At 65.0% G+C, this 24,782-nt stretch carries 25 protein-coding genes; 14 read left to right on the forward strand and 11 right to left on the reverse strand.

The window, feature by feature from the left end; genetic code table 11:
* Positions 1 to 49: 49 nt before the first annotated feature.
* Positions 50 to 1,069, reverse strand: a complete 1,020-nt coding sequence (locus R3P93_RS00200) for an LLM class flavin-dependent oxidoreductase (RefSeq protein WP_317532151.1) — start codon at positions 1,067 to 1,069, stop codon at positions 50 to 52.
* A 79-nt stretch (positions 1,070 to 1,148) separates the two neighbouring features.
* Positions 1,149 to 1,730, reverse strand: a complete 582-nt coding sequence (locus R3P93_RS00205; RefSeq protein ID WP_230074079.1) for a TetR/AcrR family transcriptional regulator — start codon at positions 1,728 to 1,730, stop codon at positions 1,149 to 1,151.
* Between the two features lie 95 nt (positions 1,731 to 1,825).
* On the opposite strand from R3P93_RS00205, the gene R3P93_RS00210 reads away from it, so the two are divergent.
* From R3P93_RS00210 to R3P93_RS00245, 8 genes are all read left to right on the forward strand, one after another.
* Positions 1,826 to 2,968: an acyl-CoA dehydrogenase family protein gene (locus tag R3P93_RS00210; protein WP_068046915.1), complete on the forward strand. Its 1,143-nt coding sequence runs from the start codon at positions 1,826 to 1,828 to the stop codon at positions 2,966 to 2,968.
* A gap of 51 nt (positions 2,969 to 3,019) precedes the next feature.
* Positions 3,020 to 4,630: an acyl-CoA carboxylase subunit beta gene (locus R3P93_RS00215; protein WP_317532152.1), complete on the forward strand. Its 1,611-nt coding sequence runs from the start codon at positions 3,020 to 3,022 to the stop codon at positions 4,628 to 4,630.
* Positions 4,627 to 4,905 carry an acyl-CoA carboxylase epsilon subunit gene (locus tag R3P93_RS00220; protein WP_317532153.1) on the forward strand — a complete coding sequence of 93 codons (279 nt, stop codon included), beginning with the start codon at positions 4,627 to 4,629 and terminating at the stop codon, positions 4,903 to 4,905. The genes R3P93_RS00215 and R3P93_RS00220 overlap by 4 nt, the downstream gene beginning before the upstream one ends.
* 14 nt (positions 4,906 to 4,919) lie before the next feature.
* The gene (locus R3P93_RS00225; RefSeq protein ID WP_317532154.1) at positions 4,920 to 6,719 is read left to right on the forward strand and encodes an acetyl/propionyl/methylcrotonyl-CoA carboxylase subunit alpha; all 1,800 of its coding nucleotides are present in this window, start codon (positions 4,920 to 4,922) and stop codon (positions 6,717 to 6,719) included.
* A gap of 10 nt (positions 6,720 to 6,729) precedes the next feature.
* Positions 6,730 to 7,194: a MarR family transcriptional regulator gene (locus tag R3P93_RS00230; protein ID WP_068050303.1), complete on the forward strand. Its 465-nt coding sequence runs from the start codon at positions 6,730 to 6,732 to the stop codon at positions 7,192 to 7,194.
* A gap of 196 nt (positions 7,195 to 7,390) precedes the next feature.
* A complete protein-coding gene (locus tag R3P93_RS00235) occupies positions 7,391 to 7,870 on the forward strand; it encodes a Fur family transcriptional regulator (RefSeq protein ID WP_068050305.1) in 480 nt (159 codons plus the stop codon).
* A gap of 79 nt (positions 7,871 to 7,949) precedes the next feature.
* Positions 7,950 to 10,130, forward strand: a complete 2,181-nt coding sequence (gene katG, locus R3P93_RS00240) for a catalase/peroxidase HPI (protein WP_255183102.1) — start codon at positions 7,950 to 7,952, stop codon at positions 10,128 to 10,130.
* Positions 10,131 to 10,281: 151 nt separating this feature from the next.
* The gene (locus tag R3P93_RS00245; protein WP_255183086.1) at positions 10,282 to 10,416 is read left to right on the forward strand and encodes a hypothetical protein; all 135 of its coding nucleotides are present in this window, start codon (positions 10,282 to 10,284) and stop codon (positions 10,414 to 10,416) included.
* Positions 10,417 to 10,418: 2 nt separating this feature from the next.
* On the opposite strand, the gene R3P93_RS00250 is transcribed toward R3P93_RS00245, so the two are convergent.
* Complete coding sequence (locus R3P93_RS00250; protein WP_317532155.1) at positions 10,419 to 11,417, reverse strand: fumarylacetoacetate hydrolase family protein; 999 nt, start codon at positions 11,415 to 11,417, stop codon at positions 10,419 to 10,421.
* 114 nt (positions 11,418 to 11,531) lie between these two features.
* Here R3P93_RS00250 and glsA point away from each other — a divergent pair, with 114 nt between their 5' ends.
* Positions 11,532 to 12,779, forward strand: coding sequence for a glutaminase A (gene glsA / locus R3P93_RS00255; RefSeq protein WP_094648553.1), 1,248 nt, complete (start codon positions 11,532 to 11,534; stop codon positions 12,777 to 12,779).
* Here glsA and R3P93_RS00260 read toward each other — a convergent pair.
* Together R3P93_RS00260 and R3P93_RS00265 are read right to left on the reverse strand one after the other, a co-directional pair.
* On the reverse strand, positions 12,735 to 13,934 hold the full coding sequence (locus R3P93_RS00260; protein ID WP_317532156.1) for an NAD(P)/FAD-dependent oxidoreductase: 1,200 nt from the start codon (positions 13,932 to 13,934) through the stop codon (positions 12,735 to 12,737). The genes glsA and R3P93_RS00260 overlap by 45 nt on opposite strands.
* Before the next feature lie 49 nt (positions 13,935 to 13,983).
* Entirely contained in the window at positions 13,984 to 14,406 is a 423-nt protein-coding gene (locus R3P93_RS00265; protein ID WP_317532157.1) for a hypothetical protein, read from the reverse strand.
* Between the two features lie 203 nt (positions 14,407 to 14,609).
* Here R3P93_RS00265 and R3P93_RS00270 point away from each other — a divergent pair, with 203 nt between their 5' ends.
* Entirely contained in the window at positions 14,610 to 15,296 is a 687-nt protein-coding gene (locus R3P93_RS00270; protein WP_317532158.1) for a HemK2/MTQ2 family protein methyltransferase, read from the forward strand.
* A 46-nt stretch (positions 15,297 to 15,342) separates the two neighbouring features.
* A complete protein-coding gene (locus R3P93_RS00275) occupies positions 15,343 to 15,507 on the forward strand; it encodes a CDGSH iron-sulfur domain-containing protein (RefSeq protein ID WP_094639170.1) in 165 nt (54 codons plus the stop codon).
* On the opposite strand, the gene R3P93_RS00280 is transcribed toward R3P93_RS00275, so the two are convergent.
* On the reverse strand, positions 15,489 to 16,496 hold the full coding sequence (locus R3P93_RS00280) for an iron-containing redox enzyme family protein (protein WP_317532159.1): 1,008 nt from the start codon (positions 16,494 to 16,496) through the stop codon (positions 15,489 to 15,491). The genes R3P93_RS00275 and R3P93_RS00280 overlap by 19 nt on opposite strands.
* A 124-nt stretch (positions 16,497 to 16,620) precedes the next feature.
* On the opposite strand from R3P93_RS00280, the gene R3P93_RS00285 reads away from it, so the two are divergent.
* Entirely contained in the window at positions 16,621 to 17,802 is a 1,182-nt protein-coding gene (locus tag R3P93_RS00285) for a zinc-dependent alcohol dehydrogenase (RefSeq protein ID WP_068050322.1), read from the forward strand.
* Positions 17,803 to 17,882: 80 nt separating this feature from the next.
* On the opposite strand, the gene R3P93_RS00290 is transcribed toward R3P93_RS00285, so the two are convergent.
* On the reverse strand, positions 17,883 to 18,836 hold the full coding sequence (locus tag R3P93_RS00290) for a hypothetical protein (RefSeq protein WP_068050324.1): 954 nt from the start codon (positions 18,834 to 18,836) through the stop codon (positions 17,883 to 17,885).
* Positions 18,837 to 19,049: 213 nt separating this feature from the next.
* Here R3P93_RS00290 and R3P93_RS00295 point away from each other — a divergent pair, with 213 nt between their 5' ends.
* Both R3P93_RS00295 and R3P93_RS00300 read left to right on the forward strand, forming a co-directional pair.
* Entirely contained in the window at positions 19,050 to 19,442 is a 393-nt protein-coding gene (locus R3P93_RS00295) for an OsmC family protein (protein ID WP_317532160.1), read from the forward strand.
* Between the two features lie 39 nt (positions 19,443 to 19,481).
* Entirely contained in the window at positions 19,482 to 20,318 is an 837-nt protein-coding gene (locus R3P93_RS00300; RefSeq protein ID WP_317532161.1) for a YihY/virulence factor BrkB family protein, read from the forward strand.
* On the opposite strand, the gene R3P93_RS00305 is transcribed toward R3P93_RS00300, so the two are convergent.
* The 4 genes from R3P93_RS00305 to R3P93_RS00320 form a co-directional block, all read right to left on the reverse strand.
* Entirely contained in the window at positions 20,266 to 21,090 is an 825-nt protein-coding gene (locus tag R3P93_RS00305; protein ID WP_082898784.1) for a CDP-alcohol phosphatidyltransferase family protein, read from the reverse strand. The genes R3P93_RS00300 and R3P93_RS00305 overlap by 53 nt on opposite strands.
* 10 nt (positions 21,091 to 21,100) lie before the next feature.
* The gene (locus tag R3P93_RS00310; protein WP_231893824.1) at positions 21,101 to 21,334 is read right to left on the reverse strand and encodes a hypothetical protein; all 234 of its coding nucleotides are present in this window, start codon (positions 21,332 to 21,334) and stop codon (positions 21,101 to 21,103) included.
* A gap of 85 nt (positions 21,335 to 21,419) precedes the next feature.
* On the reverse strand, positions 21,420 to 23,741 hold the full coding sequence (locus R3P93_RS00315) for a glycosyltransferase (RefSeq protein WP_317532162.1): 2,322 nt from the start codon (positions 23,739 to 23,741) through the stop codon (positions 21,420 to 21,422).
* Positions 23,738 to 24,664: a WcbI family polysaccharide biosynthesis putative acetyltransferase gene (locus R3P93_RS00320; RefSeq protein ID WP_317532163.1), complete on the reverse strand. Its 927-nt coding sequence runs from the start codon at positions 24,662 to 24,664 to the stop codon at positions 23,738 to 23,740. Before R3P93_RS00320 ends, R3P93_RS00315 begins: the two co-directional genes overlap by 4 nt.
* Positions 24,665 to 24,782: the final 118 nt, after the last annotated feature.

Here is a 24,782-nt window from a genome sequence, read left to right on the forward strand (position 1 = left end):
TGCCAGTACCCACGTTCACCGAAGCCAAACGCCGCTGCTCAGCAGGTGATCAACGCCACCCCAGGGCGGGAGCGACGTCGCGCAGCAGTGTCTCGAGCAAGTGAGCGCAGTAGTCGACGCCCAGTTGGTTGGGGACGGTGAGCAGCAGAGTGTCTGCGGCAGCGATCGCTTCGTCGGTGGCCAGTTCCTCGATCAGCCGGTCGGGCTCGCCCGCGTAGGTCTTGCCGAACCGTGCTTTGCCGCCGTCGAGGTAGCCGACTTGGTCGTCGCCGGTGCCCTCTCGGCCGAAGTAGGCCCGATCGAGATCGCTGACGATCGGAAAGATGCTGCGGCTCACGGACGTTCGCGGTGCGAAATCGTGGCCTGCATCGCTCCACGTCTTGTGGAATCGTTCGATCTGCTCGGCCTGCAGTTGATGGAACGGCACACCGGTGTCTTCGCTCAGCAGTGTCGAGCTCATCAGGTTCATACCCTGGCGCGCGGTCCACTCGGCGGTCTCGCGAGTTCCGGCACCCCACCAGATGCGCTGACGCAATCCGGGGGAGTGCGGTTCGAGGCGCAGCAGTCCGGGTGGGTTGGGAAACATCGGTCGTGGATTGGGCTGCGCGAAGCCCTTGCCTTCCAGGAGGTCGAGGTAGATGCGGGTGTGCTCACGCGCCATATCGGCATGATCCGAACCGTCGGCGGGTGCGTAGCCGAAGTAGCGGTAACCCTCGATGACCTGCTCGGGCGATCCCCGACTGATGCCGAGTTGCAACCGTCCGCCGGAGATGAGGTCGGCAGAGCCCGAGTCCTCGGCCATGTAGAACGGGTTCTCGTACCGCATGTCGATGACGCCGGTGCCGATCTCGATGGTGCTCGTCTTGGCACCCACGGCGGCGAGCAGGGGGAACGGCGACGCGAGTTGGTTGGCGAAGTGATGGACGCGGTAGTACGCGCCGTCGGCACCGAGCTCTTCGGCTGCGACCGCGAGGTCGATGGACTGCAGCAGCACGTCCGACGCAGACCGTGTCTGCGACTGTGGGGATGCCGACCAATGTCCGAAGGACAAGAATCCGATCTTCTTCATCACGCGCTCTTTCGTTGAAGGATCAACTAAGTTCACAGTACTGCAGCGTGTGTCGAGGTGGATTCATTCCCGGCTCCCGCTAGGCGCCGATTCCAGCGGTCAAGAGCTTGGCCAATTCGAGATAGGCGTCGCCGTCGCTCAAACCCGTCAGGCGAAACACCTCACGCGTCTGGATGCGCACCATGACCGAGGAGGCGACATCGCCGACGAATGCGGCGTGCACGTCTCGTACTTCACCGCTGGCGACGCCCTCGCTGATCAACTCCTGAACACGCCGAGCGGCGATCGCGGTATTGCGTTCGTACACCGAACGAGCGGATTCGAGAGATGCCAGATCGGTCATGAACTGCTCGGACGCCGATTCCAGGGCCGCGCCGACGGCGGTGAGATACGTGGTGATGCGATTGCGGGTGCCGTCCACCTCGGCGACCGCGTTCTCGACCTGGGTGGTCATGGACTTGAAGTAGTGCACTGTGGCACCGCCGACGAGCTGATCCTTGCTCGACGCCAGTGTGTACAGCGTGGACTTGGAGCATCGGAGGCGGGCAGCGATGGTGTCGAGCGTCAGGTGGGCGAAGCCCTCTGCCAGAAACAGGCTCACGAGCTGGTCGAAGAGCTCGGAACGGCGTGCCGTGGCATGCGAGGTCACGGGTGCGTTCACATCAGGGATGGTACTGCATCGCCTTGTGCAGTACTGTGCATCAGTACTGCGGATCATCCGGCAGTACTGATCCGAACTTCCCGGAGGTTTTTCACGTGCCCGTCGATCGTCTGTTGCCCACTGCCGAAGCGCGCGACCTCATCGCGCTGACCCGCGACGTGGCAGACAAGGTGCTCGACCCGATCGTCGACGATCACGAGCGGCGTGAGGCGTACCCGGACCATGTGTTCGCCACCCTGGGGGAGGCAGGACTGCTGAGCCTGCCGTACGCGGAGGAATGGGGCGGTGGTGGCCAACCGTACGAGGTCTACCTCCAGGTCCTCGAAGAACTGGCGTCGCGCTGGGCGGCAGTGGCCGTTGCAGTGAGCGTGCACGGTCTGGCCTGCTATCCCGTGATGGCCTTCGGTACCGACCGACAGAAAGCCGACAAGCTTCCCGACATGCTCGGCGGGGCTCAGATCGGTGCCTACTCGTTGTCCGAGGCGCAGGCCGGTTCGGACGCTGCCGCACTCAGTTGCAAGGCCACCCCGACCGAGGGCGGCTACACGGTGAACGGTTCGAAGGCGTGGATCACGCACGGTGGAGTGGCGGACTTCTACAACCTGTTCGCCCGAACAGGTGAAGGATCCAAGGGAATCTCGTGCTTCCTCGTTCCGGACGGAACCGACGGCCTGAGCTTCGGTAGGCCCGAGGAGAAGATGGGGCTGCACGCCGTCCCGACGACCTCGGCGCACTACGACAACGTGCACGTCCCCACCGAGTGGCGAATCGGTGCGGAGGGGCAGGGGCTGCAGATCGCGTTCAGCGCGCTCGACGCCGGACGGCTCGGAATCGCCGCTGTAGCAGTGGGAATCGCCCAGGCGGCACTCGACGACGCGGTGAAGTACGCCCAGGAACGTACGGCGTTCGGCAAGAAGATCATCGACCACCAGGGCCTCGGTTTCGTATTGGCGGACATGGCGGCCGCAGTGGACTCCGCTCGCGCCACCTACCTCGACGCCGCCCGTCGGCGTGACGCCGGACTTCCTTACTCGCGCAACGCTTCCGTGGCAAAGCTGATCGCCACCGATGCGGCCATGAAGGTGACCACCGACGCGGTACAGGTCTTCGGCGGCTACGGCTACACCCGCGACTTCCGCGTCGAGCGATACATGCGCGACGCCAAGATCACCCAGATCTTCGAGGGCACCAACCAAATTCAGCGTCTGGTGATCGCCCGATCGCTCGCAACCAGCTGACATCAGAACCCACTCGACACGCCCGAACAAGCAACCGTAGGGGACACCTTCATGACCACGACCGAACCCGATATCCATACCACTGCGGGTAAATTGGCCGATCTTCGTAAACGTCTCGCGGTTGCGGAGATTCCGTCCGGTGAGGCAGCGGTGGACAAGGTCCACGCCAAAGGCAAGCTCACCGCCCGCGAACGGATCACCGCGTTGCTCGACGAGGGCTCGTTCGTCGAACTCGACGCCCTCGCCCGGCACCGCTCCCAGAACTTCGGGCTCGGAGACAACCGGCCCTTCGGTGACGGTGTCGTCACCGGCTACGGCACCGTCGACGGCCGCGATGTGTGCGTGTTCTCCCAGGACGCAACCGTCTTCGGCGGCTCCCTGGGCGAAATCTACGGCGAGAAGATCGTCAAGGTCATGGACCTGGCCATCAAAACCGGACGCCCCCTGGTCGGGATCAACGAAGGCGCCGGAGCCCGCATCCAGGAAGGCGTCGTCTCCCTCGGGTTGTACGGCGAGATCTTCCACCGCAACGTCCGCGCCTCCGGAGTCATCCCCCAGATCTCGGTGATCATGGGACCCGCCGCCGGCGGGCACGTCTACTCCCCGGCACTGACCGACTTCGTGGTCATGGTCGACGGCACCTCCCAGATGTTCGTCACCGGACCCGACGTCATCAAAACCGTCACCGGCGAGAACGTCACCATGGAAGAACTCGGTGGCGCGCACACCCACATGGAGAAATCCGGTGTCGCGCACTACGTCGCCTCCGGCGAACAAGACGCGTTGGATTACGTCCGCGACCTCCTGTCCTATCTACCGAGCAACAATCGCGCCGACGCCCCCCGCACCGCACCGTCGGACCCGATCACCGGGTCCATCGAAGACAATCTGACCGCCGAGGATCTCGAACTCGACACCCTGATCCCCGACTCACCGAACACCCCGTACGACATGCACGAGGTCATCACCCGGATCCTCGACGACGACGAATTCCTCGAAGTCCAAGAAGGTCGGGCCCGCAACATCATCGTCGGGTTCGGGCGCATCGACGGCCGATCGGTGGGGATCGTGGCCAACCAACCCACCCAGTTCGCCGGAACGTTGGACATCGATGCTTCCGAGAAAGCAGCCCGGTTCGTGCGGACCTGCGACTGCTTCAACGTCCCGATCATCACCCTGGTCGATGTTCCCGGGTTCCTGCCCGGCACCGGGCAGGAATACAACGGCATCATCCGACGCGGCGCGAAACTGCTCTACGCCTACGGCGAAGCGACCGTCGGCAAGATCACCGTCATCACCCGCAAAGCGTACGGCGGCGCCTACGACGTGATGGGGTCCAAGCACATGGGAGCCGACGTCAACCTCGCATGGCCGACCGCGCAGATCGCCGTCATGGGAGCCTCCGGTGCCGTCGGGTTCGTCTACCGCAAACAGTTGCTCGAAGCAGCGAAGAACGGTGAGGACGTCGACGCCCTGCGCCTGAGGTTGCAGCAGGAATACGAAGACACCCTCGTCAACCCCTACATCGCCGCCGAACGCGGCTACCTCGACGCCGTCATACCCCCCAGCCACACCCGCGGCCAGATCGTCACCGCACTACGACTACTCGAACGCAAACAAGTCACCCTCCCACCCAAGAAACACGGAAACATCCCACTATGAGCGACGAAGCGAATCATGACGCAGCGAACGACGAAGCGAATCATGACGCAGTGAGCGAAGCGAATCATGATGCGGCGTCGGTCAGTTGGTCGTTTCGCGGAAGTCCGACGGACGTCGAGATCGCTGCTCTCGTTGCGGTTTTGACTGCCGCGCAGCCGTCGGTGGCCGAGGAATTGCCGGCCCCAATCGATCTGTGGGGTCGCCCGGAAGACATGCATCGCTACGGACTTGCAAGTGCCCCAGCTCTTTTCGTCAATGCCCGATATGGCCAGTGAAGGAATTTCAGTACATGACTACCTCGACTTCCCATAAGAAAATCTCGAAGGTTCTTGTCGCCAATCGTGGTGAGATCGCGGTGCGGGTGATCCGGGCTGCGGCCGATGCCGGGTTGGCCAGTGTCGCTGTGTACGCCGAACCCGACGCCGACGCCCCGTTCGTCCGTCTGGCCGATGAGGCGTTCGCGCTCGGCGGGCAGAGCTCCGCGGAGTCGTACCTGGTGATCGACAAGATCATCGATGCAGCCGCCAAGTCCGGGGCCGACGCCATCCACCCCGGCTACGGATTCCTCTCCGAGAACGCCGACTTCGCCCAAGCCGTCATCGATGCCGGTCTGATCTGGATCGGACCGTCCCCGCAGTCCATCCGCGACCTCGGCGACAAGGTCACCGCCCGCCACATCGCCGCCCGCGCCAAAGCCCCCTCGGTCCCCGGCACCTCCGAACCGGTCAAGGACGCCGACGAAATCCTCGCCTTCGTCGACGAACACGGCCTGCCGATCGCGATCAAAGCCGCGTTCGGTGGCGGCGGCCGCGGCATGAAAGTCGCCCGCACCCGCGAGGAAATCCCCGAACTGTTCGATTCGGCCACCCGCGAAGCCGTCGCCGCGTTCGGGCGCGGAGAATGCTTCGTCGAGCGCTACCTCGACAAGCCCCGCCACGTCGAAGCGCAGGTCATCGCCGACCAACACGGCAACGTCATCGTCGCCGGCACCCGCGACTGCTCCCTGCAACGCCGCTTCCAGAAACTCGTCGAGGAAGCACCCGCACCGTTCCTCACCGACGCCCAACGCAAAGAAATCCACTCCTCCGCCAAGGCGATCTGCCTCGAAGCCGGCTACTACGGTGCCGGGACGGTCGAGTATCTCGTCGGCCAGGACGGCCTCGTGTCGTTCCTGGAAGTGAACACCCGTCTGCAGGTCGAGCATCCCGTCACCGAGGAAACCTCGGGCATCGACCTGGTGTTGCAGCAGTTCAAGATCGCCAACGGTGAAGAACTGTCCATCACCGACGACCCCGAACCCCGGGGGCATTCGTTCGAGTTCCGGATCAACGGCGAAGACGCCGGACGCGGCTTCCTACCCGCCCCCGGACCGGTCACCACCTTCCGTGCGCCGTCGGGACCGGGTGTTCGCGTCGATTCCGGTGTCGAATCCGGCTCGGTGATCGGTGGCCAGTTCGATTCGATGCTCGCCAAGCTCATCGTCACCGGCGCGACCCGCGAGGAAGCCCTCGCCCGTTCACGTCGAGCACTCGCCGAATTCGACGTCCAAGGACTTGCGACGGTGATTCCGTTCCACGCCGCGGTGGTCTCCGATCCGGCGTTCATCGGCGACGGCGACTCCTTCTCGGTGCACACCCGCTGGATCGAAACCGAATGGGACAACCAGGTTCCCCCGTTCACCGCCGGACAACCCATCGACGACGAGGAAGTCCTGCCGCGGCAGTCCGTGGTCGTCGAGGTCGGTGGCCGCCGCGTCGAGGTGTCGTTGCCCGGGGAACTGTCCCTCGGCGGCGGTAGCGGCGGCGGGCCCGCGGGCGCGGTACGCCGCAAGCCCAAAGCTCGTACCCGTGGTGGTGCTGGAGCAGGCGCGGCATCCGGAGACGCGGTCACCGCACCCATGCAGGGCACCGTGGTCAAAGTCGCCGTCGACGAAGGCCAAACCGTCGACGCCGGTGACCTCATCGCCGTCCTCGAAGCAATGAAAATGGAAAACCCCGTCAACGCCCACAAAGCAGGCACCATCACCGGCCTGACCGTCACCGCAGGCGACGCCATCACCCAAGGCACCGTCCTCGCAGAGATCAAGTAGGGGGTGTTCGATGACTGCCCTCGCTGAATCGTTCGACGGTGGTAGCTCTCCGGTGCATTCGACCGAGCTCGAAATCGTGTCCACGGTGCTGCGCATGGCGTCGGCCGCGCGAGTTCGTCTGGCCGAGGCATTGGATGCGCAGGGGCTCAGCTGGGCGAGGTACGAGGTACTGGAACTGGTGTGCAGACGAGGGCCGATGTCCTACAGTGCGCTGTCGCGGGAGTTGGTGCGGCACAGGACGAGTATCACCGCCACGACGGCAAGTCTGGTCGAGGCGGGGCTGCTGGCGCGGAGCGTCAATCCGCGAAATCGGCAGCAGTACATGGTCGAGGCCACCGACTCGGGGCACCGTGCGGTGACGCGGGCCGAGCGTGCGCTCGAGCGCGCCCGGTCGAGGATGGCTGTCGATGCCGATTCTGCTCGGACGCTCGAGGTGTTGCGCGGCATCGAGAAGCAGTGGAACGGCAGGCGCTGATCGAGGCCGCACAGGTGCGGCTGTCTCCGACCCGGCCTGAGATCGGGTTCGAGGCCACGGGGGAGTGACCGAAAAACGAACAGTGGGAGTCGTGTCGGCTCCGAGGTGACGCGTCGAGCGTCGTTGCGGTCGACATTCGGCGAATTCGTCTGCATACTTGACTTTGTCCAGAAAAGCGGAGGATAGTATTGCTGTGATGCCGATCTCACCGTACGCGGAGCTGTTACGCACCGCCGACATGCGCGTGACCCGTCCTCGGGTCGCGGTGCTCGAGGTCGTCGGATCCAATCCTCATGCAGACACCGACACGATCCTCGGGCTCGTGCGATCGGTGCTGCCCGAGGTGTCGCGGCAAACCGTGTACGACGTGCTCAATGCGTTGACCGCGGCGCGCCTGGTACGGCGAATCGAACCGGCAGGATCTCCTGCTCGGTACGAATCTCGTGTCGGCGACAACCATCACCACGCGGTGTGCCGCTCCTGCGGTGTCATCGCCGACGTGGACTGCGCGGTGGGCGAAACGCCGTGTCTCACCGCATCGGACTCCGTCGGTTTCACGATCGACGAGGCGGAAGTCATCTACTGGGGCTTCTGCGCACAGTGTTCGGCTGCTCGAGGGCAGTCGACAGCTCCTGTTTCGTTCCCTCCCGGTTCTCGAACACAGCAGAGTTCGTGAATCGACCTCGATCACAGCCCGATCGTCACACTTCGGAAGGAAGCACGTGTCACAAGATCACACAACACGCGAAAAAGAGATGAACGAGGATCAGCCACAGGAGTCGGGTGGCAAGTGTCCGGTCATGCACGACTCGATGCCGATGCCCGTCGAGGGTGGCGGCAACCGCGAGTGGTGGCCCAAGGCTCTGAACCTCAAGATTCTCAAGAAGAACCCGGCCGTCGGCGACCCGATGGGTGCAGATTTCGACTACGCCGCCGAGTTCAACTCCCTCGACCTCGCCGAGGTCAAGCGCGACATCGAAGCCCTCATGACCAACTCGCAGCCCTGGTGGCCTGCCGACTTCGGTCACTACGGCCCCTTCTTCATTCGCATGGCGTGGCACGCCGCAGGCACGTACCGCAAGCAGGACGGACGCGGTGGAGCCGGAGCGGGCATGCAGCGCTTCGCCCCACTGAACAGCTGGCCGGACAACGCCAGCCTGGACAAGGCTCGTCGTCTGATCTGGCCGGTCAAGCAGAAGTACGGTCGCAAGCTCTCGTGGGCCGACCTGATCGTGCTCACCGGCAACGTGGCCATCGAGTCCATGGGTCTGCCGACCTACGGCTTCGCCGGCGGTCGCGTCGACGCCTGGGAGCCGGACGAGGACGTCTACTGGGGCCCCGAGCAGACCTGGCTGGGCGACGAGCGCTACAACGGTGACCGCACCAGTCTCGAAAACCCCTTGGCCGCAGTGCAGATGGGCCTGATCTACGTCAACCCCGAAGGCCCCAACGGCAACCCGGATCCGGTGCAGTCCGCACTGGACATCCGCGAGACCTTCGGCCGGATGGCCATGAACGACATCGAGACCGCGGCACTCGCCGTCGGTGGGCACACGTTCGGCAAGACGCACGGTGCGGCGGATCCCGACGAGCACATCGGTGCCGAGCCCGAGGGTGCACCCATCGAGCAGATGGGTCTGGGCTGGAAGAACAGCTATCAGAGTGGCGTCGGCGCGGATGCGATCACCAGTGGTCTCGAAGTCATCTGGACCCCCACACCCACCCAGTGGGACAACAGCTTCCTCGAGACGCTGTACGGATTCGAGTGGGAGCTCTACAAGAGCCCCGCAGGTGCGCACCAGTGGCGCCCGAAGAACGGCGAGGGCGCGGATCTCGTTCCCGACCCCGCCGATCCCTCCAAGCGTCGCCACCCGTCGATGCTCACGTCCGACATCGCGATGCGCGTCGACCCGATCTACGAGCAGATCACTCGTCGCTGGCTCGACCATCCCGAGGAGCTCGCCGAAGAATTCCAGAAGGCGTGGTTCAAGCTCACCCACCGCGACATGGGACCCGTCACCCGCTACCTCGGCCCCGAGGTTCCGTCCGAGACTCTGCTCTGGCAGGACCCGATCCCGGCCGTCGATCACGAACTGATCGGTGAGGCGCAGATCGCCGAGCTCAAGAAGACGATCCTCGACTCCGAACTGACTCAGCAGCAGCTCATTTCGGCTGCCTGGGCCGCGGCGTCGTCGTTCCGAGTCAGCGACAAGCGCGGCGGTGCCAACGGTGGCCGTCTGCGCCTGCAGCCGCAGGCAGGCTGGGAGGTCAACGAGCCCGACGAGCTCGCACAGGTCATTCGTGTGCTCGAGGGAATCCAGCAGTCGTTCTCCGGAACGGTGTCGTTCGCCGACCTCGTCGTTCTCGGTGGCGTCGCAGCACTCGAGCAGGCGTCGGGTGTCAGCGTGCCGTTCACGCCGGGCCGCATGGACGCGACGCAGGAGCAGACGGACGTCGATTCGTTCTCCGATCTCGAGCCGAAGGCCGATGGATTCCGCAACTTCCTCGGCAAGGGTCAGAAGCTTCCGGCCGAGTACTCCCTAGTCGATCGGGCGAACCTGTTGTCGCTCAGTGCACCCGAGATGACCGTGCTCGTCGGCGGACTGCGTGTGCTCGGAGCCAACTTCGGAAAGTCGTCGCACGGCGTCCTGACCGACAAGGTCGGAACGCTCACCAACGACTTCTTCGTCAATCTCCTCGACATGGGCACCGAATGGGTCCCGGCCGCGGAGGAAGGCATCTACGAAGCCAAGGATGCGGCGACCGGTGAGAAGAAGTGGACCGGAACTCGCAACGACCTGGTGTTCGGATCGAACTCCGAATTGCGCGCTCTCGCAGAGGTTTATGCCTGCGACGACGCCAAGGACAAGTTCGTCGCGGACTTCGTCGCTGCCTGGGACAAGGTCATGATGCTCGATCGCTTCGAGCTGGCTTAACTCTCTCCACCGAACTCGAAGTTATGGATGGAAACCGTGCTCGATCCATCCATAGCTTCGAGTTCGTCGTTATCGGTCCGTTATCTTTCGTTGCCGATTCGTGTCCTCGGTCCCTGATTCGCTGAAATTTGCGAGCGGCAAGCTACAAGACATGACACACGACGAGGGGGCGGCGGGAGCCGTCGACCACAACATGGACGAACCACGCAAGGGAGCATCCGGCTTCGGATCGTTCCTGGAGATGTTCCAGGATGCCTCCACCGACAAGTCCGATACCGAGCGCTGAGTTCAGCGAGTCCCGATCGTGTTGGTGACCGATCCGATCCGTTGAATACTCAGTTCGACGCGATCGCCCGGGGCGATCCAGCGGTCGAGTTCCAGGCCACATCCATGTGGAAGCGTGCCGGACGTCAACAGTTCACCGGGATGGACGTTTTCGCCGCGGCTGGCGTATGCGAGAGATTCGCCGACCGAGTACCGCATACCGGCGGTGCCGGTCGTCGACCACAGTTCCTCGTTGACGGTGACGGTGGCCGTCAACGAATCCAGATACGGCGTGATCTCGTCGGCGGTCACGATGTCGGCTCCCATGGAGCTGGCGAATGTCTTGGTCTTGACCACCGGACCGAACGGGGTGCGACGCTGTTCCTCCCACTGGGTGTCGCGGGCGCTTATGTCGTCGAACACCACGTACCCACCGATCGCAGCAGTGGCCCGCCGCTCGGATACGTCGCGGACGGGCCTGGTCACCACGGCTCCGAACTCGAGCTCGAAATCCAGTGCCCGGCTGTAGGACGGCCAATCGACCGGAGCTTCGTCGGCTACGACGGTGAGGTGGTTGCCGGTGTAGTAGACCGGATGGTCGTCGAACCCAGGCCCCGGACGGAGCGCCGGAAACGTCGATCGAGTGACGGCTTCGAATCCGCGGATGAAGGGGAGAGCTTTCGGCAGGTTGCGGCGAACCAGGTTGTGCGCGGCCAGATCCCAGTGAGCCTCCCAGCCGAGGAAGCAGCGAAGCGACGCCGGGACCACCGGGAGCGTCGGTGCCGGTCGGTCGATCACCGCGACTCCCTCGGACACTGCGCGCTGCATCACGGCAGAGGCCGCGTCGCGCACGCGTTCGCCGGCATCGAGAAATCCGAGCACGGTGCGGGTGAGCGGGCGGAGAGACTCGTCGGCACCCAATGTCGACACGGCGGTATCGAGGTCGACCCACGATCCCGACTCGGGTGCGTACACGGCCAGACGATCTGTCGAGTCGGCAGCGATCAGGCGTCGCAATCGCACGTCAGGAATCCGATCTTTGCGGGAGGGGGCCCTACAACGGTTGAGGAACCAGGAGTGTAAGCGGCAGTACGGCCGTGATGTCAAGACCTGTTCGCCGAGGACTAGCGTGGACACATGAGATCGCCTGTTCCCGAATACCTCGCCTCCGTGTTGGAGGACTGCAGACAGTTCGACGGAGGGACGGTGACCGAGGGCAACCCGGTAGTGGCCTCGGCGGATCCCGACACGTTCGCGGTCGCCCTCGCCACCGTCGGGGGATCGCTGCACGGAGCGGGCGACACCGACACCGAATTCTCGATCCAATCGATCGCCAAAGCGGTCGCGTACGCGCTCGCCATCGAGGACAACGGTATCGAGGCGCTGCTCGAGGCCGTCGACGTCGAGCCGTCGGGAGACTCGTTCAACGAGATATCCCTCGAAGCGGAGACCGGAAGACCGCGGAACCCGTTGATCAATGCCGGTGCGCTGGCGGTGCATTCGATGATTCGAGGCGACGGAAGCGAAGAGCGGGCAGGGCGATTGACGGACCTTCTGAGCCGAATGGCCGGCCGCGGACTCTCCGTCGACCGTCAGGTGTACGAGGCAGAACTCGAATCCGACGACCGGAACACCGCGATCGCGCACCTGTTGAAGTCGGTCGGCCATCTCGGAGCCGAGCCCGCCGATGTCGTCGACGGTTATGCACGTCAGTGCGCGGTGACCGTGACCTGCAACGATCTGGCCCGGATCGCCGCGGTGTTGGCGAACGGTGGGAAGGATCCCGGCACGGGCGAACAGGTGGTCGACCCGGCGATCGATCGACACGTGTTGGCGGTCATGGCCACCTGTGGAATGTACGACGGCAGCGGCAGCTGGCTTGCGTCCGTGGGTATTCCGGCCAAGAGCGGGGTTGCCGGGGCGATCATCGGTGTGTTGCCCGGTCAGGTGGGGATTGCCGTGCTGTCTCCGAGGCTGAACGAGCACGGCAACAGCGTCCGTGGGGTGGCGGTGTTCGAGAGGCTCTCGCGCGATCTGGGTCTGCACATGATGCATGTGGCACCCAGCGGCGAATCGGCCATCCGCAGCGTGACCGAGGCGGAGGGTATGACCACAGTGGAGCTGCAGGGTGATCTTCGGTTCGCGGGTGCCGAGGCGATCATCGCCCGAATGGTCCACGGTTTCGGCGAAAATGACAGTACGACAGTCGATTTCAGTGAGGTGCGGGCAATCGACGGCACGGCTCGACGGCTCCTGCATGATGCGTTTCGCGCCCTGGAGGACGACGGTCACCGGGTCATCGTCCACGACCCCGACGGGTTCATGGGCTCGCCCGATCGGTCAGAGTCGGCCGGCGAGAATCATGTTCCAGTAGGACAGCGGTAGGCCGTAACGGTCGAACGCCCAGGCGGAGCGCCGGGGTTTCAGCGGGTCGACGAACGACGGCAACGACGGCGTCAGGGTTCCGGTGCGATCGAACTCGGCAGCGATCAGGCGGTGTGCGTCGACCGGGATGGGGGCCACGGTGTAGCCGTCGTACTCCGACAACGGAGTGCCGCTGCGCGCTGCGATCACATTGTCGACGAGAATCGAAATCTGTTTGCGCAGTGCGCCACCCGAGGAATCGGTGTCGATGGCTGCGCCGTCACCTGCGGCCCAGATCTCCGGATGGATCCGGTGGCGCAGAGTTCGTCCGTCGATGTCGACGACACCGTGCGAGGCGGACCCGGTCAGATTCGATTCCTCCAGCCACTTCGGACCGCGGAACGGCGGTACGAGGTGCAGCATGTCGTAGCCGAGCCGCTCATCGATGCCGTCGTGGTCCGTGACGGTGATGTGTCCGCTCTCCGGGTGCAGTGCCGTCACCGCAGTGCGGGTCAGAATGCGCACGCCGAGCTGGCGTAGTCGTGCGATCACGATGCTGTCGAGTTGCGGCACACCCAGTAGGCGGTGTCGATCCACCACCAGCGTGATGTCCATTCCCGGCATGCGGCCGGTGCGGGTCCAATGGTCTGCCGCGAGGAACAGCGGCTTGAGGGTGGTGCCGGTGCACCCGACCGGTGGCCGCGGCACGGTGAACACCGCGCTGCTGTGGGCGGGCAGATCGCGTACCAACTGCCAGGTGCGTTCGGCTCGGTCGAGGTAATTGCTGGTGACGGTGGGGGATCGGAGCGCGGCCCACACTCCGGGCAGCGCGTCGGTGTCGACGACGAGCCCCTGTCCGAGCACGAGATCCCGGTAGCCGTACTCGGTGCCCGACGCGCAGCGCACCAGACGATTCACCGGGTCGATCGCTGTCGCCGAGTCCTCCAGCCAGACGCATCCGGTCGGGATCACCGAACGTTGGGTGCGCTCGGCCTCGGTCAGAGCTGCCTGACCGGAGCCCACGTACGAGAGCAGTGGGCGATAGGTGTGCACTTTCTTGGGTTCGAGCACCGCGACGTCGGAGATGCCCTTCTTCAGAAGTCGGGCTGCCGCGCTGATGCCCGCGTTGCCGCCGCCGACGACGAGCACGTCGTAGGTCGTGTTGGGGGTGGTCACAGAGACACCTGCCGCGCTTCGGTGCGTGCGCTCGTCGTCATCGAACGGATCACCGGGTGTCTGCTGTCGGCGCGAGCACGGATTCGGTCGTGGATCCTCGTACCTCGACTCGGTCGGGTACGAGACCGATGCCGGACTGCTGCAGTGCCGGCGAAAGTACCACTGACAGTTGCTGATTCCACCGGCCTAGTCGGATGGCGGTGGCGTCGAGTACGGAATGGACACCGGCCGAGGCTCCGGCCACCGACGACAGGTCGAGTATCAACGCTCGCCCGCGCTCGGCTGCCTCACCGAGCGTTTCGGCCAGGAGGGGGACATCCGAGTCACCGATCGTGCCGGTCACTCGGACGACGATGTCGGCACCCGCGCTCTCGTCGACCGACAGCATCATCTCGGTATCGAAGCTCCGCGAGGCTTTCAGTGACGGAATCACTTCGGCTAGCGGGGGCGTAATGGACGGTACGACGATCATGAACACACTCCTGAGCAGCCGAACTCCTCGCCCGGCGCACGGGGGAATCGACAGTCGACATTCGGGGACCGCGGGCTACTCCTCAACCACGCTCCACAGGACTACCCGGGGTGGGGTGTTCGTAAGCCTCGAAGCGGCAACGGGTTTGACTGCGGGTCCGACGGGAATACGACATCGATCGCTACACCGTGGGAGGCACGCCGATGACGACAGCCGAATCCGATTCCATCCGAGCATTGACATCCGTGCACGCCGATCCCGGAGTGTACGAACCGCAGGAGGATTCGCTTCTGCTGTGTGACATCGCCGCCACGACGGGCATCGTCCCCGGCGCGCGAGTCTTGGACATGTGCACCGGCAGTGGTGCCGTGGCAATCACGTCCGCACTGTTGGGCGCGCGCGAAGTGGTGGCATTCGACATCTCGCCCCGCGCTGTCGACTGCGCCGAGCGGAACGCACGCTCGGTAGGCGTCGAGGTGGACGTCAGGTTGGGTTCCCTGGCAGAGGCCGCCGAGCTCGAACCGTTCGACGTACTGCTCTGTAATCCCCCGTACGTCCCGTCCGAGCTTCCTCCGACGGGGATGGGCCTGCACCGCGCCTGGGATGCGGGCGAGGACGGCCGGACGGTGCTCGATCCGCTGTGTCGCGCCTCGGCCGACCTGCTCGCGCCGGGTGGCGTGCTGCTCGTCGTCCATTCGGAGTTCTCCGGCCCCCACCGCACCGTGAGAATGCTCTCCGACAACGGATTCTCGGTGACGGAAGCCGGCCGGCAGACCATCGATTTCGGGCCTGTGATGCACCGGCGCGCAGAATGGCTGGAAGCTCGCGGAGCATTGGCTCCGGGGTGCCGAACAGAGGAGTTGGTGGTCGTTCGTGGCGACAAGCGATGACGCGGCAGGTGCGCGCACCACGGTGAGAATCGTCCGCGGCGGACCGATGCTGATCGACGGACCGGTGAGCATCGAACTCGACGACGGTACGCGGGTGGAGTCGGATCGCTTCGTCGTCGCGGTGTGCACGTGTCGGCGGAGCAAGAACTATCCGCTGTGCGACACGAGCCACCGCGCCAAGCGGCGACCCTCTCAGTCCAGCGAGGACTGACCGGCAGACCACCGCTCCATCACGTGGTCGGCGAGCTCGTTCTCGACGAAATCCAGCGCACGCATTCCGAACACCACATCTGCCTCCAATTCGGGCTCGTCGCGGAGGAGCGTGCCGACCACATCGTGACGTAGTACCTGCTCGTGCACGGCGTCCGCTTCGACGTGCTCGGCGTAGAACGCGATGCATGCTGCGGGGGCGTCGAGCCTCTGCAGTCCCTGCACGTAGCGCTGTGAGCCCGGAGACGAGGTGATCTCGGTTGCCGCGAGGTGGCCCACGGTGGCACCGCGCAGACCACGGTGCAGGCCGAAGAGCGACATGAGATTGACCCACGCCAGTGTCTGCGCCGGGACGCGGTCGACGTAGCCGAGGTACGTTGCATCGAGGTCGGCGGCCACCATCGATTCGGCCCACAGATGCTGGTGCAGGCGGTCGCCTTTACCGCCGCCGTACTCGTCGAATTCCACTGCTACGTAGGAAGCCTTGGTCTGACCCGTCAAGCGGGGAATGGCCCAGGCATGCGGATCGGCTTCCTTGAGGTGGTAGACGGATCGGTGCACGAAGTATTCGCGCATCTGCTCCCATGACCCCTCGTCGCGCAGGAACCAGGACGGGCCGGTTCCCGAGGTGGCCTCGACGGACAGTGCGTCCATCTCTGCGATCGCGTCGGTGCCGGGTTCCACGTTCTCCCGTACGTAGGCCAGGAAGGCGGACTCGAGAGCTCCTCGCAGTCGAAGGAGTTCGGGATCCCATTCCCAGGCGTCCGAGACTCCTGCGAACCCGCGGTAGTGCAGTTCGTAGCAGATCAGGAGCGACAGTTGCACGTCTCGTGACGTGGCATCGACCTCGGTCGGCGTCGGCACGATCGCAGTCCCGTTCGGCTCACCCGCGGTCAGGCACCGAGTGATGGCATCGGAGATCGGCCCACAGGGAGTGGGCAGCGCAGGGCAGCGGGCGGTGGACGGATCGACTGAGAACAACGCGGTCATAGTGGTGGCTACCCGCTGACGCTCGGTACCAACCACTCACGACCTCTGTGTTTGTGACCTGTCACAACAGGCAATGCACACTGCACGACATCGAACTTCGAGGTCGTTCCATCGGAAGGACCACATGCGCGCAGTGACCTGGCAAGGCAAGAGGAAAGTCGGCGTGGACACCGTTCCCGACCCGCGGATAGAACTGCCGACGGACGCGATCGTGAAGATCACGACGACAAACATCTGCGGTTCGGACCTGCATCTGTACGAAACACTCGGTGCCTTCATGGACGAAGGTGACATCCTCGGCCACGAGCCGATGGGCATCGTCGAGGAAGTCGGTACGCAGACCGGCGATCTGGCAGTCGGAGACCGAGTGGTCATCCCGTTCCAGATCTCCTGCGGGCACTGCTACATGTGCGATTCGAGCCTCTACACCCAGTGCGAGACCACGCAGGTCCGCGAGCAGGGAACGGGTGCAGCACTGTTCGGCTTCTCCAAGCTCTACGGGCAAGTTCCCGGCGGTCAGGCCGAGTACCTCCGCGTCCCGCAGGCGCAGTTCACTCACATCAAAGTTCCGGAGGGACCGCCGGATTCGCGATTCGTCTACCTCTCCGACGTGTTGCCCACCGCATGGCAGTCCGTCGAGTATGCGGCAATTCCAGACGGGGGATCGGTGACGATCCTCGGTCTCGGGCCCATCGGAGACATGGCAGCGCGCATCGCACAGCACAAGGGCGCGCGAGTGATCGCCGTCGACCTCGTACCCGAGCGACTCGCCCGCGCCGCGGCACGGGGAATCGAGACGGTGAACCTGGCCGAGCACAGCGGTGGCGTCGGCGACGTCATCCGCGAGATGACCGACGGCCGGGGCACGGACTCGGTCATCGATGCGGTGGGTATGGAGGCGCACGGATCACCGGTCGGCAAACTCGCACAGCAGATCGTCGGAATGCTTCCGGACGCCGTTGCCGCGCCGATGATGCAGAAGGCCGGTGTCGATCGACTCGGCGCGCTGTACTCGGCAATCGACATCGTCCGCCGCGGTGGAACCATCTCGATCATCGGGGTGTACGGCGGCATGGCCGATCCGCTACCGCTGATGACCATGTTCGACAAACAGATTCAGCTCCGGATGGGGCAGGCGAACGTCAAGAGATGGGTCGACGACATCATGCCGTTGCTCGGTGACGACGATCCCCTCGGCGTCGACTCGTTTGCCACACACGAGCTTTCGCTCGAGGAGGCTCCGCATGCGTACGACATCTTCCAGAAGAAGCAGGACGGTGCCATCAAGGTGCTGTTGAAGCCCTAGAGACGTCCTTCGAATACAGCGATGCGGCCCGGAAGTTCACGGGCCGCATCGGTATTCGCAGAAGGATCGATCCATCCTCGTCAGTCGATGGAGATGACGTCCTTGGCGATTGCTGCCACGCGCGTCTGTCCTGCGGACACGACTCCGTGGCGGTTCTTGTGTGCCTCTTCGTACGTCACGACGGTGCGAACGTCGGTCGGGTTGGTGAGGTCCTTGATAGCGGCGACGGCGTCCGAGACGTTCAGGTCGTCGTAATCTGCGATCGGCAGCTCGTCGGCGTCCAGGGTCCCGCTGGCCGACCGCGCGGTGTGGATCGCGTCGGCGACGGTATCGACGCCCTCGCTGCGGGTGACGTCCTCGGCTGCTTCGAGTGCTGCATCGCGACTTGCCGTCAGCGTCTTGACTGCCACGTCACCGGCGTGAGCGCCGCGGCCCAGAAGTCCGGCGAGGCGGTCCGGGGTGGCGCGAGCTGCGTCCAGTGCACGGTCGAGACCGCGCGCCGACCAGGTTGCGGGCGCGTTGACGATCTTGACCGCGGTGCCTGCGGCGGCCTGGAACGGGGTGCGACGCAATGCTGCGGGTCCGCCCAGTGCATCTTCCGCGAGGACGGTCTCGAGCCATTCCACCGTGGCGCTGTGCGCCGTGGCCAGCCGAGTCGCCAGAGCGACGACGGTGGGCTCGTTCGCTGCTGTGGCCAGAGCCTTGATGTACTTGGCGCGGCCCAGCAGCTGCTGCTCGAGGGCGAGATCGCCCAGCAGGGCCTCGTCGAACGGCTGTGCTTGCTCGGCGACTGCCTTGACTGCGGCGAGCGTGCGTCCCAGGAACGGCGACACGAGATCGGGCAGTCCGCCCAGTCCGCGAAGGGCTTCCTCGATGGCTGCGGCGCGGTCGCGACCGTTCGCGGCGTTCTGGGTCAACTCCCGGCGTACCGCCTCGGTGCGCGCCTGAACGACGCGAGTTTCGGCGATCTGGATTTCGGTGTTCGTCAGCTGCAGTGCGACACGCAACTGGGCGATCAACGTCGATGTGCTCATGGTGCTCCCCTTTCGGTCGGGTGGTCGATTTGCTCTGGCCGATGCCTGTGGGTCACAGCGTGATGCTCGGCCCTGACCGCAGCATTACCCGTCGGTAGGTTCGACCAAACTGATGTGTCCGATATGTGAACAGCGACACGTACCCGTCGGCCTCGTCCCGCAGGTGCGGAACCTGACGGTTTCGATCGGCTGCCGACTGGACATCCGACATCGATGAGCACCGAGCTGTACACAGCAACTGTCTCTGCCACCGCGACGGGAGTCACCTCCGACGACGGGGTGCTGTCCCTCGGTGTGCGCGAACCGAAGCAACTCGGGGGGCCGGGGGAGCACACCAACCCGGAACAGCTGATGGCCGCCGCATTGTCGAGCTGCCTGGTCGAATCTCTGCGTATCGCGCTCGGAACCGTCGGGGGCAGCGTCGACGAGCTTGCAGTGAAGGGCACCGTGGTGCTCACCGACTCCGACGCATCCGGCTACGACGCGACGTTCGCACTCGCGGTATCTCTTCCCGGTACCGACGACGCCGAAGCAGTGTTGGCGCAGGCGACCTCGATCTGCCCGTTCCTCAAGGTCATCGACGGAGTGGAGGTCACCCTTGAATGACCCGTCGACGGTCGCCCTGTACTTCGGTGCCCGCACGAGATGACCTCGATACGCACCAGGGCAGCGCGGGGGGTCGGGGCGATCAAAGCCGGGTTCGCCCGCGAGGACACCACCTTGATCGCGGGCGGCCTGACCTTCTACGCCGTCATCGCCGTGGTGCCGCTGTTGCTCCTCACCATCCGCGCCTGCGCTCTGCTGGTGTCGGCCGACTGGGTGCGCGGGGGCTTCGACGCCATGTCGGCGTTGTTGCCCGACGCCCTGGGTGCTCGTGCGGCCGTGGACGGACTGGGCACTGCCGGAATCGAACTCGGCCCGATCGGCGTCCTGATCGCCATCTTTCCCGCCACGTTCTACGGGGAGGGCCTGCGCCGGGCGATCGTGCGGTTCGCTCCGATCCGAGAATCGTTCACCGGTTGGCGGGGTCGGCTGGCGATGGTGCCGTTCTTCGCCGCAGCGCCTGTCTTGCTGGCAGGCGTCCTCTGCGTAGCGCGGTTGCTCGAAGCAACGACCGGCGGCGGCGGAATCGGTGCCATGGCGGCGCGCGTGTTCCTCGGCTTCAACTGCCTGTGGGTGATCCTGTCCGTCCCCTTGGCATGGACCTATCGCGTGATTGCGCCACGTGCGGTGGGCTGGCGGGCGTTGATCGTCGGATCACTCGTCACCTCGTCCATCGTCACCGGGTTCGTCCACGGATTCATCTTGTTCCTGGCGATACCGGTGGACCTGGGTGCGCCGTTCGGAGGCCTCACCGCGATCGGCGGTGGAGTGGCAATGATGTTGTGGATGTTCGTGTTCCATGTACTGGCTCTGGCCGGCTGGCTGGTCACCGCCGAGTTCGATCGGCCCGTCGATGCAGCCCGAACATCAACTGCATGAACCCGACGACTGCGAGCGCACACGTCACCGACATTCCGATCGTCGCCGATGATCCGGCGGCGGCCGGAGCGGCACCGGCGACCGTCGCCGTGACCGCAGCCGCGATCACCCGCGAGGGGCGCTCCCACACCGTCAGAAAGCCGACATCCTCGATGCCGGAACCGACCGCGCGGGCACGGGCCATCTCGTGCAGCATCGTCGTCACACCGACCGCGAGAACGAGCGGCATCGGTGCTCCGAGCGCAAGACCGCTCGCCAGGAGCAGCAGGTCGCTGCAGCGATCGGCGACGGTATCGAGCAGGTACCCCCACTGAGTTTGGGAGCGACCGATCATCGCGACCCCACCGTCGATACCGTCGAGCAGGCCGGAGATCACGATCAGCACAGCCGCGATCAGTGGTGCCGAGGTGCCGGGGCGCGACAGGGCCACTGCCGCTCCTGCCACCACGACGGCGGTCAGGGTGACCGCGTGGGCGGATACGGACGCGCGAACCAACGGTGCGCTCAGCGCATAGACGACGCGAAGCCAACCCGAGACCAACCCGGAAGCAGAAGGATCGATGCCGTTGTGCAGCGTCGACCACGTCGACAGATACTCCTCGCGAGTCGCCGGACGTACCGGCACACCCTGCTGCTTCGACGTACTGCGCTGATTGACCATCGAGAACCCTTGCTCGGCACTGACTGAGAGGAACTCGACGAGCAGTTGACCGGCGATTGCGCGTCGAGACTTCGATGCGGAGTACCCGCCCGCGGCGTTCTCAATCCGCACCGCAGCCGGACTATCGGTCGTCGTCGGAGTTGCTCGCTCTCCGCCGCGCTTTCAGTCGCGAGATCTTGATGCCCACGGCAGCGAGCACGATCAGCCAGCCCGAGATCAACACTCCGCCACCGACGAACGCCGCACGGCGCAGAGGATGTTCGTCGGCGTACACGTAACCGACTGTGCCCCAGATCAATGCGATGAGGGCGATGATCGCCATCATCCAGAGCATCGAATACAGCGTTCTGTTCATTGTTCACCCGACCTTGCTGTTACGTCGTCCCCGACGAGCGCGGACATCCATTCTTCCATCAGTGGCCGCCGCACCGTATTTCCCTTCACCAGGACAGATTCGGTTGATGTTCACCGGTCGAGATCCCGAATTCGACGGCCGTGCGGTGCATGTGCCCGAAGAGGCCTTCGGCCGCATCGAGCCGATCACGACCGAGCTCATCGGCCCACCGCGCCGCGCGCGCATTCGACCGCGAACTGCGACACTCGACAACACCGGAGCCGCCCACGTCCACGGTCATGTGATCGGCACCGGTTGCCAGCATTCGGCGCAGAGCGTGCTCACCGAACAGTACGAGTCCGCGGACGTGTACGACCATGTGGCTGCGGCCGGTGTCGCCGGGCCGACCCAGATGGACCCGTGGGTCCACGTCGCCCCACTGCTCTCGCAACGACGCCGCGTCCGAACCGTCCAGCCACACCGCGCAATCTCGCTCGCGCAGAACGGAACCGACCGTGGCGAGCAGCGAGGCAGAGCTGTGTCCGGCGCACTCGACGACCACGACGATCTCGGGCACGGCGTAGACGAGGCCGTGAGTGCGAGCCGCAGGGTCGGTGATGCGCGAGGACAGCATCAGCGCTTCGAGATTCTTGCGTTCGCGATCCCCACCCGTCCGCTCGGCCCATTCGGGTCCGTCGTGCCAGGCGACCGCTCGGGGCAGGTGCGCCAGGACGGCACCGGCGTCGTAGGCGCGATGCGCGAACTCCCAGTCCTCTCCGCCGTAACCGACGAAGGTCTCGTCGAATCCACCGATCTCCGAGAACAGCCGACGGCTGCACGACATGACGGCGCTGATGATGTACCGGTACGAACGTCGATCGGCATCGAGCAGGTTTCGCGAGCGGAAATACCCGTCCCGAAGCCACCCCGGCTCCGACAACTCCGGCGGTCCGGAAAATTCGCCGCCGAACCACCCGGCCACGTCCTCGGCGGACCAGCCCGTCAGATCGGCATGGCGTCGCCGACCCACGGCTAGAGCATCGGGAACCGCCCCTGTCAGCCGTACCGATTCCGCGATGTAGCCGGGTTCGGGGACGGTATCGGCGTCCAGAAAACACAGAATCTCCCCGTCGGCCACCGATGCGCCGAGATTGCGTACTGCCGCCGCGCGAAAGCCGAGATCGTCCTGTCGAACGACGGTGATGTCCAGGGCCGTCCGGAAGCCGTCGACGTCCGGTGCTTCGGGGGACCCGTCGTCGGCCACGATCACCTGGAGCAGCGAGGCCGGGTAGCTCTGCAGTGTCAGCGCGGTCAGTACGAACTCCAGCTGACGCTGCTGGCGAAAGTACGGGATCACCACGGACACTCGCGGATCCCGATCGACCGGCTCGGCGAGATCCCACCGATTGCCCGGAACCACCCATCGGCCGTCGGGTAGCTGGTCTGCCGTTGGTGAACACTGTTCGTCGAACAGTGCGCGGTACAGCACGGCTGCTTGCTCGAGGGTGGGGTAGGTGACCACGTCGCGGTTCTGCCAGGTCCTGTCGGGATGGCGCAGAGCCTCCGCCATCGCAGACGCGAGGCCTTCGACCGAATTCTCGTGAATCCACAGCGCCCCGGGGGAGTTGGTCTCCATTTCCTCCACGTACCGACCGCGCGGGACGAGTGGTCGACGGCCGGCCGCGATCCAGGAATTGATCGAACCCGATGCCGACACGTGTCGGTGGAACGCGACGGGAATCGCGATCGACCGCAGGATCTCGTTCAGCTCTGCATCGGGAACGAAACCGGTCGAGGTGAACGATCGGCCGAGTTGCTCTGCAGCACGGCCGAGTTCGTCGATCATGGATTCGTGGCCCGGTGATGCGGACCCGATCGAGAGAAAGTCGACGTCGGTGTCCAGCGACGTCATGGCATCGAGCACCTCCTCGTGCCCTTTGCCCGGGTAGACGAATCCGAGTACGCCGACGACTTGTCGCGGGGCGACGCGGTCTTCGGTCCGTGGCTCCGCGCGTCCGATCGGAAGCGGGATCACCCGAACGTCGTCTCCACCGTCCAGGACTTCGTCGAGCAATAGCCGCTCGTGCATGCTGGAGACGATTACGGCAGCGGCGCAATCGGCCACCCGCCGATAGCACTTCTTCCGCGCCTCGAACGCGTGGCCGTCGGATGCCTGCGGGACATCGTGCATCGTGACGGTGATCGGTGCGCGGTGCCGCTGCGCGAAGGCGACGAAAGCATCCGCTGCCGCCTCTGCAGTTCGGCCGAACAACCGGTCGGTGAAGTGCACGTGGATCGCACTGTCGAGGGGCAGCTGTTCGAGATCCGATATCACCGGACTGGCTGTGGCGGAGGCCAATTCGCGCGCACAGCGGACGACACCGTGCTCGTCGGGCCCCATGACGAGATGAAGTACCGTCCCGGTCACGGTGCCAGCTCCAGGGTTCGGATCAGTTCGGCGTGGCGTTCGAGCGCGGCATCGACGAACTCGGGACGATCCGCGTACCACTGCAGATGAGCGCGATGAACGGAATCCGGCGACACGGCAGCGCCGTCCACCGACCAGTTCGGCCGCGAATCACCCTGCAGACCAAGAGCATTCAGCACCCGTCCCTCGACGGGCGCGCGAACGCCGCCGAGCAACTCGCGTCCCGGATCCCGCACCGTGCTCCCGATCCCCAACTGATCGAGTATGCGCTGGGCGAGAGCGCCGAGCACCACGTTGGTCGCATGGTTGATCGTGTGGGTGGCGTCGATCCCGGCATCTGCGAACAGGTCGGAGGCAACGATGTCGGTGTCCCGGCGTTCGCGTCGGCGCAACTCGTCGAGGCTCGCCTCGGCTGCCTGTCGCAGACCGTCGTCCGAGACCGATCGATCCCAGTCCTCGTCGCCGCCCAGGCCGCGACGGGCGGCCAGAATCGTCCTTAAGTCGTGGTACGGCACCATGTTCGGGACGGCAGCGGGGTCGCTCGGGTGTCGAACGATGACCTGGAAGGGGTGCAGCCCCGCGTATCTCAGTACCGGCCACCGGACCACGGTGGCACCCGGTGCGAGCGCGTCGGCGAGATCGGGTACCCCCAGTGGCAGCGACCGATAGCCGGCTCGAACCGGCTGGGTGAGCAGCACCGACGCCTGGCGCACGAGGCGGTCGACGTGGGGCAGGTCCGAGGCTTCCAGCTCGTGTACGGGAGGGATGCGTACCGTCCGCAGCGGCATGGCCGGGTCGGAACCGAGGAGGATACGCAGTGCCTCGGCCTGGCAGTTTCCCCAGACGAGCAGAAGCGGTCCGTCCTTCTCGGCGTCGTCCGCCAGTCCGTAGAATTCGCCGTAATGGCGGGTGCGACCGTCCATGCTTGCCCCGACGTCGTGTGATCGTTCTTGTTGGACCATTCTCTCGTCAACGTAGACCCGGCGGACGGGCTTCGCCAACCCCGATTGAACCCGGCACCAACTGGGTACAGGCTACGTA

This window comes from Rhodococcus cerastii, from assembly GCF_033042195.1.
Lineage (GTDB): Bacteria > Actinomycetota > Actinomycetes > Mycobacteriales > Mycobacteriaceae > Rhodococcoides.